Origin of the sequence: Ahrensia sp. 13_GOM-1096m (assembly GCF_000620605.1) — a bacterium.
Lineage (GTDB): Bacteria > Pseudomonadota > Alphaproteobacteria > Rhizobiales > Rhizobiaceae > Ahrensia > Ahrensia kielensis.
The window spans coordinates 125,206-138,541 of sequence record NZ_JIAX01000006.1 but is presented as its reverse complement, the minus strand read 5'-3'; the positions used below and the strand labels follow the sequence as shown (position 1 = coordinate 138,541).

The following is a 13,336-nucleotide window of genomic DNA, read 5'->3' as shown; positions in this document are numbered from 1 at the left end:
ATTTGGAAATTACAGTCGGAACTCATCACCAAGATAGAACCGGCGAACATCCTTATTGGCTATGATCTCGGCAGGCGTTCCATGGGTTAAAACACTGCCCGCATGAATAATGTATGCGCGATCAATGAGCCCTAGAGTTTCGCGTACATTGTGATCGGTAATCAAGACGCCTAAGCCGCGCTTTGTCAGGTGCCGAACGAGCTGCTGAATATCTGAAACCGCGATGGGATCAACACCAGCAAATGGTTCATCAAGCAACATAAATTGAGGGTCGGAAGCCAGTGCTCGCGCAATTTCACAGCGCCTGCGTTCACCGCCAGAAAGCGCAATAGAAGGCGCTTTTCTCAAATGGCTAATCGAAAACTCTTCCAATAGCTGATCGAGCTTTCGGTTTCGCTCTTTACTGCTCTTTTCGACAACCTCAAGCACTGCCATAATATTTTTTTCAACGCTTAGCCCGCGAAAAATAGACGCTTCTTGCGGCAGATACCCAATGCCCAAACGCGCACGCTGGTACATCGGCATCATGGTCACATCATTGCCATCGATTAAAATTTGGCCCGTATCGACAGGCACCAAGCCTGTTACCATATAGAAACAAGTCGTTTTTCCTGCACCATTGGGACCAAGCAGGCCGACGGCTTCTCCGCGCCGAACCGCCATAGCAGCATTGTTCACAACCCGTCGCCCACGATAAGATTTGCTCAAACCACGTGCGATAAGCGTGCCATCAAGGCTTTCAGGATTAGAAAGGCCCAAATCAGCGACGTGAATGTCGGGCTCAGGTTTCTTTTTGCTGAAAAACAAAGGGAGCTCTCTTAGTTCTTGTTTTTGGGCTGGATAAGCACTGTAGGACGCGATGTGCCACCGCAGCCTTCCAGTTTAGCCCGTCCGGTCGACTGCGTAATGGTTAATTTACAACCGGTCGCAACATTGCCATCTTCTGATAATGTGACCCGCTTGCCAGAAAGCACAAAGGTTTCCGTTTTCATATCATAAGTGCCGGTTTCACCGGTTGCCACTTGCTTGCCGCTTTGAATGTTAACGCCGCCTGTTGCCAATAGGCGATCAATATCAGCTGCGCCTGTCGCAATAGAGCCTTCGCCGCCCTTCGCATAGTAAATCGTCAAAATGGATGTGCGCAAAATCGTGTCATCCTGCACAACGCTGACTGAACCGCTGAAAATTGCCTTGCCGTCATTTTCAAAAATTTCCAGCTTATCGCCATCAATTTGAACCGGCTTGTCTGACGAAAGAGCCAAACTTGAGTTGTCTTGAGCTGCGGCAGTAATCGGCAAGCTCAAAAGAGAGGCAATGAACACAGCTTTCAGAATTTTGGTCATTTATATTTCCAGAGCATAACTTCAGTTCGTATCAATAGCGGATACATCTTCTTGGGCGGTTGCCATATTCTGACTGTCCTTAGACACCACACTTGGCTGCATAACAAGCGTGATATTGTCTGAAAAGACAATCCGCTTGCCACCGTCATAAACGTCCATCTTATCAGAATATATCGTTGTCAGTTCTTGTGTGATTGTAACTTTGTCTTTGGCGGACACATTTCCAGACGCTAGATCAATATCAGCGCGTCCTAAAACGGCCCGCATACCATCACTTGTGGTCAAAACAGCCTGCTGATCAAGCAACAAAGTGCTTTTTTGGTCATCAAAACTGCCGGTGGGCGCACTAAGCTCTGCTTCTGCGCCATTTTCCAATTCAACTTTCGCAACAAGTTTTTCAAGCTGCATCGCTGTTTCGCCAGAAAGGTCCTGAATGGCCCGGGACGCTGTAACGCGATATGGGCGCTTGTCTTTTGTCATACCATTAAGTTTTGGGCTGGCCATGACGAGCTTTCCGTCACTGATCGTGCTGGATGCAAGATCAACGGACCCATCTGGTACAATACGAGAAATGAATAATACGCCGCCCACGAACACAACACCAACAAGCGCAATGATCGGCAGAAGCCGCTTGAAGACTCTCACTTTTGTAGAGTGCCTGCGCGCCCGCTCAAAAGCGTCATTTGAAGCGGCTTTGGCTACGACCTTGGACATGATATTCTTAATTACCGATTGTGCTTAATGAAGTAATGGTCAGGTAAGCGGTTAATGTGGTTTTAATGGGATGCTTCCGATTTTACTGGAAAAGCACTTTCAGGTCTATATTAGCTGTTGCTTGAAAACTATGCGCGTTGACTTAAACTTTACAATCAAAACGCATTTATACGCCACTTAAGAGGATTGAGCATTGCAAGCAGACGACATTATTGACCGTCAACGCCTTCGCCGAAAGGTAACTTTCTGGCGCATTGCAGCTATTCTCATTGCCGCGATCGGCGTTATATGGGCTGCCAGTTACTATGCAAATGATGATGAGACTAGTGGCTTTGCCTATGATCACATCGCAAAAGTGAAAATTGATGGCACCATATTCGAAGATGAAGAATTGCTTGAGCGCTTAGAAAAAATCGAAGACGACGACTTTGTTAAAGGCGTTATTCTTTCCATTGATTCTCCTGGCGGCACGACAGTCGGCGGCGAAGCTATTTTTGAAGCTGTGCGCAAAATTGCCGAGAAAAAGCCTGTTGTTGCACAAGTTGGCACTCTGGCCGCTTCTGCTGGATATATGATTGCCTCTGCCACGGACCAAATTGTCGCACGCAAATCGTCGATAGTCGGCTCTATTGGTGTTATTTTTCAATATCCGAATTTTGAAGGTCTTTTAGATAATCTCGGCGTTGATATGCGTTCCATAAAATCATCGCCTATGAAAGCCGAGCCCAATTTCTACGGCGACACGCCGCCAGAAGCAGAAGCAATGATTGAGCGCATGATTGTGGATAGTTATGATTGGTTTAAAGGCATCGTTACAGAGCGCCGCGGTTTTGAGCCGGAAAAAACAGCCCAGCTTGCTGATGGTTCCGTGTTTACAGGACGTCAAGCTTTAGAAAACGGCCTGATCGATCAATTGGGCGGCGAAGATGTCGCTCGCGATTGGCTTATAGAACAAGACGTTGACCAAGATTTGGACACAAAACTTTGGAAAAAGAAGCCAGAGCGTAACAATTTCTTATTGCCGAATGCTGCAATGGCATGGTTCATGAAACAAGTTGGGCTCGAAAGTCTATCTCTTCCAATTGCAGAGCAATTTGGTAAACGGCTTGCGCTTGACGGTATGCTCTCGATTTGGCACGTTCAAAGCGCTGAGAAGAATTAGTAGAATACTAGATGAATAGTACATGGGGACGTTATGATAAAGTCTGAGCTTGTGCAGGTAATTGCAGATCGAAATCCGCATTTATATCAAAGAGACGTCGAGAATATTGTAAATGCGATCCTCGATGAAATTACAGAAACGCTCGCCTCAGGAAATCGCGTTGAGCTTCGTGGTTTTGGCGCTTTCTCGGTCAAGAACAGGCCACCGCGCGAAGGCCGCAACCCACGTACAGGCGAAACAGTACAGGTTGAAGAAAAATGGGTGCCATTTTTCAAGACCGGCAAAGAACTTCGCGAACGTCTAAACAAATAAAAAAGTCTTTAGACTTTCTAGGAAAGAACCATGATCCGCAAAATTGTTTTTGTGCTTATCCTCATTCCGCTTGCAATCGCCTTGATTGCACTCACGGTTGCAAATCGGCAAACGGTTGCGCTTAATCTTGATGTGTTCAATCCATCCAATGGCGCTTTAAGTTTTGATGCTCCCTTCTTCGTATGGTTGTACGCGGCCAGCGCTGTTGGCGTTATTGTTGGCGGCATTGGTAGCTGGCTTGCACAAAGCAAACACCGCAAAAAAGAACGCGCTTATAAAAAAGAAGTTCAGCATTTGCGTTATGAAATGAAAGAAGCCGGTGTAGGCGAAAAGAAAACAGCTTCATCCGCTCTGGCATTGAGCAATAACTAACATAGAGATTCCGTGAAGCCCGTGGTTCTTGGCTTTTCGCGTTCAATCCTCCATATGAATAAAGGAAGAGGCTGCTTATGCAGCCTTTGACCCATTCAGTCTATCAAATTGGAATTAGATGTGCGCCCACCGCGATCCAAAAACAATAAGAACAAATCGCAGCGCGGCCCAAGGGTTGAAAACACCGCACCGGAAGCTGGATTTCGCCCAAAACCTAAACATGCAGCAAAACCTGCAACGCCCTCAAAAACGGGCAATCATGTAGAAAACCGTGCTCCGGTTGTTCGCCCACGCAAGACCGCCAAGCGTCCGTCGGAAAAACTGCCTGTCATTTTAGAAACCGCGCCTGACAAGAATCACGCATTGCTTGATACGGGTGATGGGCTAAAGCTTGAGCAATATGGCGATATAAAAATTATACGCCCTGAGCAGCAAGCTATTTGGGGCAGAAGCCAAGATGATGCGCTTTGGGATAGCGCAAACGCGATCTTTACAGGAGATACCGACGAAGAAGGCATGGGCCGCTGGCGTTTTCCGGGCACGCAACTTGGCGAAACATGGCCAATGGCTTTCGACGGTGTTGGCTATTTGGGACGTTTTACGTCATTTCGTCACGTTGGTGTCTTTCCAGAACAAGCCGCCCATTGGCGCGCCATGCGCGAAACAATTAAACGCTCTGATAAGCAATTGCGGGTTCTCAACCTGTTTGGTTATACTGGCGTAGCATCACTGGTCGCTGCCGATGCTGGCGCCCATGTCACACATGTTGACGCCTCTAAAAAAGCGATAGGATGGGCACGCGAAAACCAAAGCTTTGCCGGTCTTGATGAGATGCCGGTTCGCTGGATTTGCGAAGACGCAATGAAGTTTGTGCAACGCGAAGTGCGCCGCGGCAACACATATGACATCATCCTGCTTGATCCGCCCGCCTATGGGCGCGGACCCAATGGTGAAGTCTGGCAGTTATTTGATCACCTCCCCGACATGCTGGATGGTTGCCGCGATCTTTTAAGCGATGAACCTGAAATGCTGATTTTAACGGCCTATGCCATACGTGCGTCATTTTTTGCGATGCATGAAGCAATGATGGACAGCTTTACTGGTTACAAAACACAGGGCTGCGTTGAATCAGGAGAACTAATCATTCGTGAAAAATTACGTGGGCGGGCGCTTTCCACCTCCATGTTCTCACGTTGGTTGCCGGAGACTTCTAATGAGTGACGAACACACAAATGGCGGGCGCATAAAAGAGATCACCAGCGTCTCTAACCCGATCATAAAAGACATTCGTCTGCTGGAAAAAAAGCGTCACCGCGAAGAAACCAATTCCTTCATTGCAGAAGGCATGAAATTAATCATTGATGCCATTGATAGCGGCTGGACGTTGAAAACACTTCTTTTTGCAGCATCTCACCGCGAAAATGACAATGTTAAAAACCTTGCCACACGCGCTGTGACAGGTGGCGCGGATGTTTTGATTGTGCCGGAAAAAGTACTTGGCACCATCACACGCCGAGACAACCCGCAAATGGTCGTCGGCATTTTTGAGCGCCAATTGCTTGATGCCTCTGATATAAAACCAGAAGCCGAAGATGTTTGGATTGCTCTCGACCGCATTCGCGACCCGGGCAATCTTGGCACGATTATGCGCACGGCTGACGCTGTGGGCGCAAAAGGCATTATTTTGGTTGGGGAAACCACAGACCCCTTTGCCACAGAAACCGTGCGCGCGACGATGGGCTCCATCTTTGCGATACCAGTTGCCCGCTTAGGCGAAGCAGAATTCATTGATTTTGCCAAGAACTGGAACGGTTTTGTTGTCGGCACACATCTTGCGGGCTCAGTGGATTATCGCGCGCCACAATATTCAGGCCGTCCGACATTATTGATTATGGGCAATGAGCAATCTGGTATGCCGCCGCCGCTTGTTGACGTGTGCGAACAGCTCATCCGCATTCCACAAGTTGGCCGAGCTGATAGCTTGAACCTTGCGATTGCAACTGGTGTTTGTCTTTATGAAGTGCGCCGCCATGCCCTTGCACTTGAAGAGCGGGAAAGCCGTATATGAACAAATATGCGAGTGGCTTTCTCATCGTGACTTTGGTTGTGGTGATCGATCAAATAACAAAATATTGGGTGGAAGCCCAAATGGCATACCAACAGCAAATCGAACTACTTCCATTCTTTTCGCTGTTTCGCACCCATAATGAAGGTATCGCATTTTCAATGTTGCGGGGCCTTGGCCCTTGGCCTTTGGTTTTGATCGCAGTTGCGGTCGTCTGTTTCGTGGCGTGGCTTTGGCGTTCCAACCCTTCATATCGCTGGTTATCACACCTTGCATTTGGCCTCATCATAGGCGGCGCGATCGGCAATATTATTGACCGTGTCATGTATGGCTATGTCGTCGATATGTTTTTGTTCTACTTGGAAAACTGGTCATTTGCCGTTTTCAACATTGCCGATGTTGCCATAAGCGTTGGCGCTGGCCTCGTCATTTTGGACGAATTGATAACATGGCGCAAAACTAAAATGATTGACAGGAATCCAGAGTAACACCACGTTCTTATCTAAATGGGAGATAAAAATGGCTGATACTTTTAAAGCGATTATGGTGTCGCGCGACGAAGATAAAAAACAAAGCGTCACTATCGAAGACATTACGCTTGATGACTTGATGGACGGCGATGTTGTCGTGCGCGTTGAAGCAACGACCGTCAATTACAAAGATGGCTTGGCTATTACAGGCAAGTCACCGGTTGTGCGCCGCTGGCCGATGATTCCCGGCGTTGATTTTTCTGGCACTGTTGTTTCTTCAAGCCATGCGAAATGGAAAGCTGGCGACAAAATTATTTTAAATGGCTGGGGTGTTGGCGAAACGCATTACGGTGCCTATGCACAGCAAGCGCGCGTTAACGGCGACTGGCTCATTGCTTTGCCTAAAAGCATGAAACCCACCGATGCAATGGCAATTGGAACAGCCGGCTACACCGCGATGCTTTGCATTTTGGCACTCGAAAAAGCTGGCATTACACCCGGTAGCGGTCCGATTCTCGTAACAGGGGCCAATGGCGGTGTTGGTTCTGTAAGCGTTTCCCTACTTGCTAAGCTTGGCTATCGTGTCATCGCCTCAACAGGGCGCACATCTGAAGAAGCGTTTTTAAAGAACCTAGGCGCATCTGAAATTATCGACCGTGCTGAATTGTCTGAACCTGGCCGCCCGCTGGGAAAAGAACGTTGGGCAGGCGCCATTGATTCTGTTGGCTCAACAACACTGGCCAATGTTCTTTCTCAAACCCAATATGGCGGCGCTGTAACCGCTTGCGGATTGGCGCAAGGCATGGATCTGCCCACAAGCGTTGCACCGTTTATTCTGCGCGGCGTTTCACTGCTCGGCATCGACAGTGTCATGGCACCAATAGCACTGCGTGAAGAAGCGTGGGCTCGTCTTTCCACTGATTTGGATGCAGAAAAGCTTGCCAGCATCGCAACGACAATTAGCTTCAATGAAATCATTGAAACGGCGACAGGAATATTGGATGGCAAAGTGCGGGGACGCGTTGTCGTTGATATGACCTTATAAGGCGTACAAACGCTAAAATTGTTTCTTCTAGTTTTACGGCATAATAACCCAAAAGGATTATGCCGTGAGCATGGATAATGCGCGCGCAAAACCGAAGAGCAATAAAGAGTTGGAAGCTTATGCTGACCAGCTATGGGAAAGCGTTGAGGTTAGCGCGCTTGGTGATACCGCATTTGAAGCGTTGAGCGATGTCGTTGTTGACTGCACATATGATGGAAAAATCCTACGCGCCAATATAATTTTCGGTGATCTCGTTGGCCTGCCGCTTGAACAAATAATTGGTCAGCCATGTGAACAGTTCGATTTTCTGCGCAACAATGAAATCCCGCGCTGCGAAAAGAAAATAACATCCCAAAGCGGCACTGAAATTTGGTTTGACCGTTTGCAACTTTCCATGCGCGAGCCGAAAAATGGCGATATATTTATTAGGGTCATTGGCCGCGATATTACCCAGCAAAAGCACACCGAAGCGGCATTAATTGAAGCGCGTCATCAAGCAGAAGAAGCCAACGCAGCCAAGTCGCGCTTTCTGGCGATGGTCAGCCACGAAATTCGCACCCCATTGAACGGTATTATGGGCATGGGACGTTTGCTGGCCGATACTAATCTGACTGCCGAACAACGCAACTATACCGAATCGATGATTAGCTCCAGCGAAGCGCTTCTTCTTCTCGTGAATGATCTTTTGCAATTCGGGCGTGAGGACATAGCGGCAAATCGCATCAACCCCGAACCTACCTTTATTGCCCCGCTTATTGCAGGTGTTGTAGAGCTACTTGCGGACAAAGCACATAAAAAAGACATTGATCTTGGTTATGGCTTGAGCGCAGACCTTCCGGAAAAGCTCAATATCGATGCAGGTCGCCTGCGCCAGATTTTATTTAATATTATCGGCAATGCCCTCAAATTCACCAGCAAAGGCGGTGTTCGCATTGATGTTTCTTTTTGTGATGAACACTTGAGGATTCGGGTAGAGGACACAGGCCCAGGCATTGCATTGGAACATCAGGCCAGTGTTTTTGAGCCATTTGAGCAGGTTGAAAACACCTTTAGCCGCACACATGATGGTGCTGGTCTTGGGCTTTCCATCGCTAAAAAAATGGCAAATGCGATGGGCGGTGACATTTTTCTCGAAAGTAAAGTCGGCGAAGGTTCTGTCTTTACATTGGGCGTGCGTGCAACGCCGCTGATAGAAGCAAAAAAGAAAGAATTTCTGAACGAAACAGTGCTGATTTGTGCACGCAAAGGCTTTGAAGCAGATCTCATTTGTGAGCTCGCAGCACGTTCAGGCATGCATGTCTTACATACGACGAGCATTTCAGAGATGCGTGAGATTGCAAATCAATGGCCCTACCCATCTAAAATCATCATTGATCAACGCCTGACGGATATGGCGCCTTTAGAACAAATCGAATTTGCTTTGCCCAACTGCCAAATTATCGCACTGATAACACCTGAACAGCGCGGCACAATTGGAGCAGCTTTTAAAGCAGCAGAACATGGTTTTCTGACACGTCCTGTGCGCCCTTCAACTGCATTACAAGTGTTTGCCAATGAAATTCCAATGGCCAAATACACAAACAATGCTGCGCTAACGGTTACTGAAAATAGCGAACCGAAAAACTACAAAGTGCTACTTGCAGAAGACAATCCAATTAACGCATTGCTTGCCTGCAAGCTCCTTGAACGGGCGTCATGCCACGTCACACATGTTACCGATGGCGCACAAGCTGTTGAGAAGCTTAACGCTCAACATGACTATGACATTGTCCTCATGGATCTTCACATGCCTGTTATGGATGGGCTAACGGCAATCAAAGCGATCCGCCAAAATGAAGAAGAGCGCGGTGAGAAATCGGCCACCATTTTGGCCGTTACTGCCGACAATCAAATTTCAACCAATAATGCTATTATGGCAGCGGGCGCGTCCGGCATTCTTGAAAAGCCATTTAATATTGATGCCTTAAAAATAGCTTTGGAGGCGAAAACAGCATCGATGGGATAAACTTGGTTTGACTTTAGTCGCAGCTGTCACCATTTTGTTGTGAAAGATTGATATTTCACGTTCAAGAGTAAACTTGAAAGCGTGATATGAACCAGATCATACGCAATTTGCCAAAGCAAAAAACACAAATATTTGAAGAACATAAGACCGGGAAACTACTCGGTCAAATTGGCATGCTTCACGTTAGGCTAGCCGAATCAAAGGCTGAGATTAAGAAAGCTCAGTCTATTCGATACGATGTTTTTTACCGCGAATTTGGTGCGCATGCTTCGCCGTCTTGCAGCGCATCTGGCCTTGATCAAGATTTATTTGATGATCATTGCGATCACCTCATTGTGCTCGACACTGAAATTGTCGGCTCAAGTGAAGAGCAAATTGTCGGCACTTACAGATTGATGCGAAAAGAACATGCACAATCTGCTGGTGGCTATTATTCGGCAGGTGAATTTGCCATTGCGAGCCTGATGACGCGCCACAAGGATCGTAATTTTTTAGAGCTAGGCCGCTCATGCGTTCTGCCAAAATACCGCTCCAAACGCACTATTGAGTTACTTTGGCAGGGTATTTGGGCTTATTCTCAACAGTACAAAATTGACGTCATGCTTGGCTGCGCATCCTTTTTTGGAACCGTTCCTGCCAGACATGCCGAAGCATTGAGCTTCTTGCATCACCACGCCCGCACCGATGTTTCATGGCATATTGCGCCAGTACCGGGCAGACATGTTTCGATGGATTTAATGCCTGAAGAAGCCATCAATATGAAAACGGCTTTGAACACGCTGCCGCCGCTGATTAAGGGCTATCTTCGTCTTGGTGCTAAATTTGGCGAAGGCGCTGTGATTGACCATGAGTTCAACACGATCGATGTGATGGTCGTTTTGCCGGTTGAAAATATCTCCGGCAGATACAAAGCTTATTATGGCGAAAATGCCGAACGGTTTGCCGCTTAGGCTCTAATATAGCCCGTTACACTGAACCCTCTGCAACCTTTGCAGGGGATTTCATTAAATTGCCCTGTTTCGATGACGTTTAAAGACGCATAAACGGATTAATCCGGCGCTTAGGCGCGAATTTAAATCGAACAGTTCAGCAAGTCATCATGAGTGCAGAAACGTCAACACCACAGACATCAACGCCAGATGCGGCAAAGCCCGTCAGCGCGCCAACGCCTATGATCGCTCAATTTCTCGAAATTAAAGCCGCGAATTCAGATTCGCTGCTCTTTTATCGTATGGGAGATTTCTATGAGCTTTTCTTTTCAGATGCCGAGATAGCATCCAAAGCACTTGGCATTGCATTGACCAAGCGCGGCAAGCATCTTGATCAAGATATACCAATGTGCGGTGTCCCTGTTCATGCCGCGGATGACTACTTACAAAAGCTCATTTCAAAAGGTTACCGTGTCGCGGTCTGCGAACAATTGGAAGATCCTGCTGAAGCCAAAAAACGCGGATCAAAATCCGTGGTTCGGCGCGATGTAACACGCCTTGTTACGCCTGCGACAATCACCGAGGAAAAACTACTCGATCCGAGCGACACATCCTATCTCGTTGCTGTTGGCCGCGTAAAAGCAAATGGTGATGTGCTGGCGCTTGCGTGGATTGATATCACAACCGGACAATTCAGGTTGATGGAAACAGATGCGCGGCGCCTGCTTCCAGATTTAATGCGCATTGGCCCTAAAGAAATTGTTGTGGCAGAGCCCGTCTATCATGATGAAATTTTAAAACCGTCTTTTGAACATTTTGGCCGCGCTGTTTCATTGCAGCCTGCCGTTCTATTTGACAGCGCAACGGCTGCGCAAAAGCTTGCTAAATTCTACGGCGTTCAAACTACAGAAAGCTTTGGTGATTTTTCACGTGCTGAACTTTCAGCTGCAGCAGGTGCGCTTGCCTATATTGAGAAAACGCAGATCGCTGAGCGCCCCTCACTGCAAAGACCTGAGCGTGAAAGCGAAAGCTCACTTTTATTCATCGACCCTGCGACACGGCTCAACCTCGAACTTGAAAAAACATTAAACGGCTCACGTGACGGATCATTACTCAAATCGATAGACCGCACCGTCACCGGCGGCGGCGCTAGGCTTTTGGCTGAGCGTTTGCGCGCACCGCTCACAGATTGCGGCGACATCAATCAGCGTCTTGATGCTGTTAGCTTTTTTCTAAGTGAAGACGACCTTGGCCAAAAGTTACGCACGCTTCTAAAGTCCATGCCGGATATGCCGCGCGCGATTTCGCGCTTGTCGCTTAATCGCGGTGGGCCTCGCGATCTGGCTGCAATTTCAAACGGATTAAAGGTTACACGTTCAATTTTTGACGTTCTATCTGCGTGCGAAATGCTGCCGCAGGAAATTCAATCGGCATCCGATAATTTAGCGATGGCTCCCGCCGACATTCATCAATTGCTGGAACGGGCTCTTGGCGATGAATTGCCATTGCTTAAACGTGACGGTGGTTTCGTGGCCAATGGCTATAATGACGAGTTGGACGAAATGCGCGGCCTTCGCGACCAGTCCCGCCGCATTATCGCTGAGTTACAAGCAAAATATGCAGATGACACGGGCGTTAAATCGCTCAAGATCAAGCACAATAATGTGCTTGGTTATTTCATCGAAGTTACCGCTTTAAATGCAGGTCCGCTGACCCAAACAGATGAAGCCAAAGGCAAATATATCCATCGCCAAAGCTTGGCAAATGCGATGCGCTTTACAACAACAGAGCTTGCTGATCTTGAAAGCAAGATTGCAAGTGCTGCAGGTAGAGCCCTCGCCATCGAACTTGGTGTGTTTGATCAATTGCGCGATGCAACTGTTGCAGAAGCTGATGGTTTGCGCGCCTGCGCACAGGCAGCTTCTGTCTTAGATGTTACCATTGCGCTTGCAGAGCTTGCAGGTGGACAAGGTTATTGCCGACCAATCGTTGACGATAGCCGTGTATTTAACATTACCGCCGGCAGGCACCCCGTTGTTGAGCAGGCGCTTCGCAAACAGGCGGGCGCGCCTTTCGTTGCCAATGATTGTGATTTATCACCGCGCACTGATGGCGATAATGAGCATGGCGCAATATGGGTTCTGACCGGCCCCAACATGGGCGGTAAATCAACATTCCTGCGCCAAAACGCCCTTATCGCAATCATGGCTCAAATCGGCTCTTTTGTTCCTGCTGGTGCAGCTCATATCGGCGCAATTGACCGCCTGTTTAGCCGTGTTGGTGCGTCTGATGATTTGGCGCGCGGCCGCTCGACATTTATGGTGGAGATGGTGGAAACTGCCGCTATTCTCAATCAGGCAGGCCCCAACTCGCTGGTTATTTTGGATGAAATTGGCCGCGGCACAGCAACCTTTGATGGACTTTCAATTGCTTGGGCGACCATCGAATATCTGCATGAGCAAAACAAATGCCGCACGCTTTTTGCAACGCATTTCCATGAATTGACCGCTTTGAGTGAACGCCACAATCGCCTTGCGAATGTTACGATCAAGGTCAAAGAATGGAATGGCGATGTGATCTTTTTGCACGAAGTTATTCATGGAGCGGCAGACCGTTCTTACGGTGTACAGGTCGCACGGCTTGCAGGCCTGCCTGATGCGGTTGTTGCGCGTGCAAAGCACGTCTTGGAAGAGTTGGAAACACAAGGGCGCGAGAGCAAAACAGCAACGCTCATTGATGATTTGCCGCTCTTTTCAACTGAGATCGCACGTGCTGTTGAAAGCAAATCATCAAAGCCTGTTCTGACAAACAATGCGCTCAATACCGCGCTTGACGATATGACACCTGATGAAATGACTCCTATGCAGGCCATGGAAGCACTATATAAGCTAAAATCGATTGCAGCTAAGAAGGAATAAA

The 13,336-nt window shown here is 48.0% G+C and carries 13 protein-coding genes; 10 read left to right on the top strand and 3 right to left on the bottom strand.

What is annotated here, in order from left to right; translation table 11 throughout:
* Positions 1–9 precede the first annotated feature (9 nt).
* From lptB to lptC, 3 genes are read right to left on the bottom strand one after another with little or no spacing between them, the layout of a single operon-like run.
* Positions 10–774, bottom strand: coding sequence for an LPS export ABC transporter ATP-binding protein (gene lptB, locus N530_RS0101025; RefSeq protein WP_081773884.1), 765 nt, complete (start codon positions 772–774; stop codon positions 10–12).
* 44 nt (positions 775–818) lie between these two features.
* On the bottom strand, positions 819–1,343 hold the full coding sequence (locus tag N530_RS0101020) for an LptA/OstA family protein (protein WP_026479167.1): 525 nt from the start codon (positions 1,341–1,343) through the stop codon (positions 819–821).
* Between the two features lie 21 nt (positions 1,344–1,364).
* Positions 1,365–2,057 (bottom strand): LPS export ABC transporter periplasmic protein LptC, encoded by a 693-nt coding sequence (gene lptC, locus N530_RS17185; RefSeq protein ID WP_051540679.1) that lies wholly within the window; start codon positions 2,055–2,057, stop codon positions 1,365–1,367.
* Between the two features lie 193 nt (positions 2,058–2,250).
* Between lptC and sppA the strand changes: the two genes are divergently transcribed.
* The 10 genes from sppA to mutS all read left to right on the top strand — a co-directional run bounded on the left by sppA (position 2,251) and on the right by mutS (position 13,335).
* Positions 2,251–3,219, top strand: coding sequence for a signal peptide peptidase SppA (gene sppA / locus N530_RS0101010; RefSeq protein ID WP_026479166.1), 969 nt, complete (start codon positions 2,251–2,253; stop codon positions 3,217–3,219).
* A gap of 33 nt (positions 3,220–3,252) precedes the next feature.
* The gene (locus N530_RS0101005; protein ID WP_018688927.1) at positions 3,253–3,531 is read left to right on the top strand and encodes an integration host factor subunit beta; all 279 of its coding nucleotides are present in this window, start codon (positions 3,253–3,255) and stop codon (positions 3,529–3,531) included.
* Between the two features lie 30 nt (positions 3,532–3,561).
* Positions 3,562–3,903 (top strand): LapA family protein, encoded by a 342-nt coding sequence (locus N530_RS0101000; protein WP_026479165.1) that lies wholly within the window; start codon positions 3,562–3,564, stop codon positions 3,901–3,903.
* A gap of 108 nt (positions 3,904–4,011) precedes the next feature.
* Positions 4,012–5,124: a class I SAM-dependent rRNA methyltransferase gene (locus N530_RS0100995; protein WP_026479164.1), complete on the top strand. Its 1,113-nt coding sequence runs from the start codon at positions 4,012–4,014 to the stop codon at positions 5,122–5,124.
* Complete coding sequence (locus N530_RS0100990; protein ID WP_026479163.1) at positions 5,117–5,971, top strand: RNA methyltransferase; 855 nt, start codon at positions 5,117–5,119, stop codon at positions 5,969–5,971. Before N530_RS0100995 ends, N530_RS0100990 begins: the two co-directional genes overlap by 8 nt.
* The gene (lspA, locus tag N530_RS0100985; RefSeq protein ID WP_018688931.1) at positions 5,968–6,456 is read left to right on the top strand and encodes a signal peptidase II; all 489 of its coding nucleotides are present in this window, start codon (positions 5,968–5,970) and stop codon (positions 6,454–6,456) included. The genes N530_RS0100990 and lspA overlap by 4 nt, the downstream gene beginning before the upstream one ends.
* A 31-nt stretch (positions 6,457–6,487) precedes the next feature.
* A complete protein-coding gene (locus N530_RS0100980; protein ID WP_026479162.1) occupies positions 6,488–7,483 on the top strand; it encodes an MDR family oxidoreductase in 996 nt (331 codons plus the stop codon).
* A 70-nt stretch (positions 7,484–7,553) separates the two neighbouring features.
* A complete protein-coding gene (locus N530_RS0100975; RefSeq protein ID WP_026479161.1) occupies positions 7,554–9,488 on the top strand; it encodes a response regulator in 1,935 nt (644 codons plus the stop codon).
* A gap of 86 nt (positions 9,489–9,574) precedes the next feature.
* Positions 9,575–10,438: a GNAT family N-acetyltransferase gene (locus N530_RS0100970; RefSeq protein WP_026479160.1), complete on the top strand. Its 864-nt coding sequence runs from the start codon at positions 9,575–9,577 to the stop codon at positions 10,436–10,438.
* Positions 10,439–10,587: 149 nt separating this feature from the next.
* Positions 10,588–13,335, top strand: coding sequence for a DNA mismatch repair protein MutS (gene mutS / locus N530_RS0100965; RefSeq protein WP_026479159.1), 2,748 nt, complete (start codon positions 10,588–10,590; stop codon positions 13,333–13,335).
* Position 13,336: the final 1 nt, after the last annotated feature.

Bases quoted from the DNA above. Each gene is read 5' to 3' on its own strand.
- N530_RS0101020 (WP_026479167.1), bottom strand. From the start codon at position 1,343: ATGACCAAAATTCTGAAAGCTGTGTTCATTGCCTCTCTTTTGAGCTTG.
- lptC (WP_051540679.1), bottom strand. From the start codon at position 2,057: ATGTCCAAGGTCGTAGCCAAAGCCGCTTCAAATGACGCTTTTGAGCGG.
- N530_RS0101005 (WP_018688927.1), top strand. From the start codon at position 3,253: ATGATAAAGTCTGAGCTTGTGCAGGTAATTGCAGATCGAAATCCGCAT.
- N530_RS0101000 (WP_026479165.1), top strand. From the start codon at position 3,562: ATGATCCGCAAAATTGTTTTTGTGCTTATCCTCATTCCGCTTGCAATC.
- N530_RS0100990 (WP_026479163.1), top strand. From the start codon at position 5,117: ATGAGTGACGAACACACAAATGGCGGGCGCATAAAAGAGATCACCAGC.
- lspA (WP_018688931.1), top strand. From the start codon at position 5,968: ATGAACAAATATGCGAGTGGCTTTCTCATCGTGACTTTGGTTGTGGTG.
- N530_RS0100980 (WP_026479162.1), top strand. From the start codon at position 6,488: ATGGCTGATACTTTTAAAGCGATTATGGTGTCGCGCGACGAAGATAAA.
- N530_RS0100975 (WP_026479161.1), top strand. From the start codon at position 7,554: ATGGATAATGCGCGCGCAAAACCGAAGAGCAATAAAGAGTTGGAAGCT.
- N530_RS0100970 (WP_026479160.1), top strand. From the start codon at position 9,575: ATGAACCAGATCATACGCAATTTGCCAAAGCAAAAAACACAAATATTT.
- mutS (WP_026479159.1), top strand. From the start codon at position 10,588: ATGAGTGCAGAAACGTCAACACCACAGACATCAACGCCAGATGCGGCA.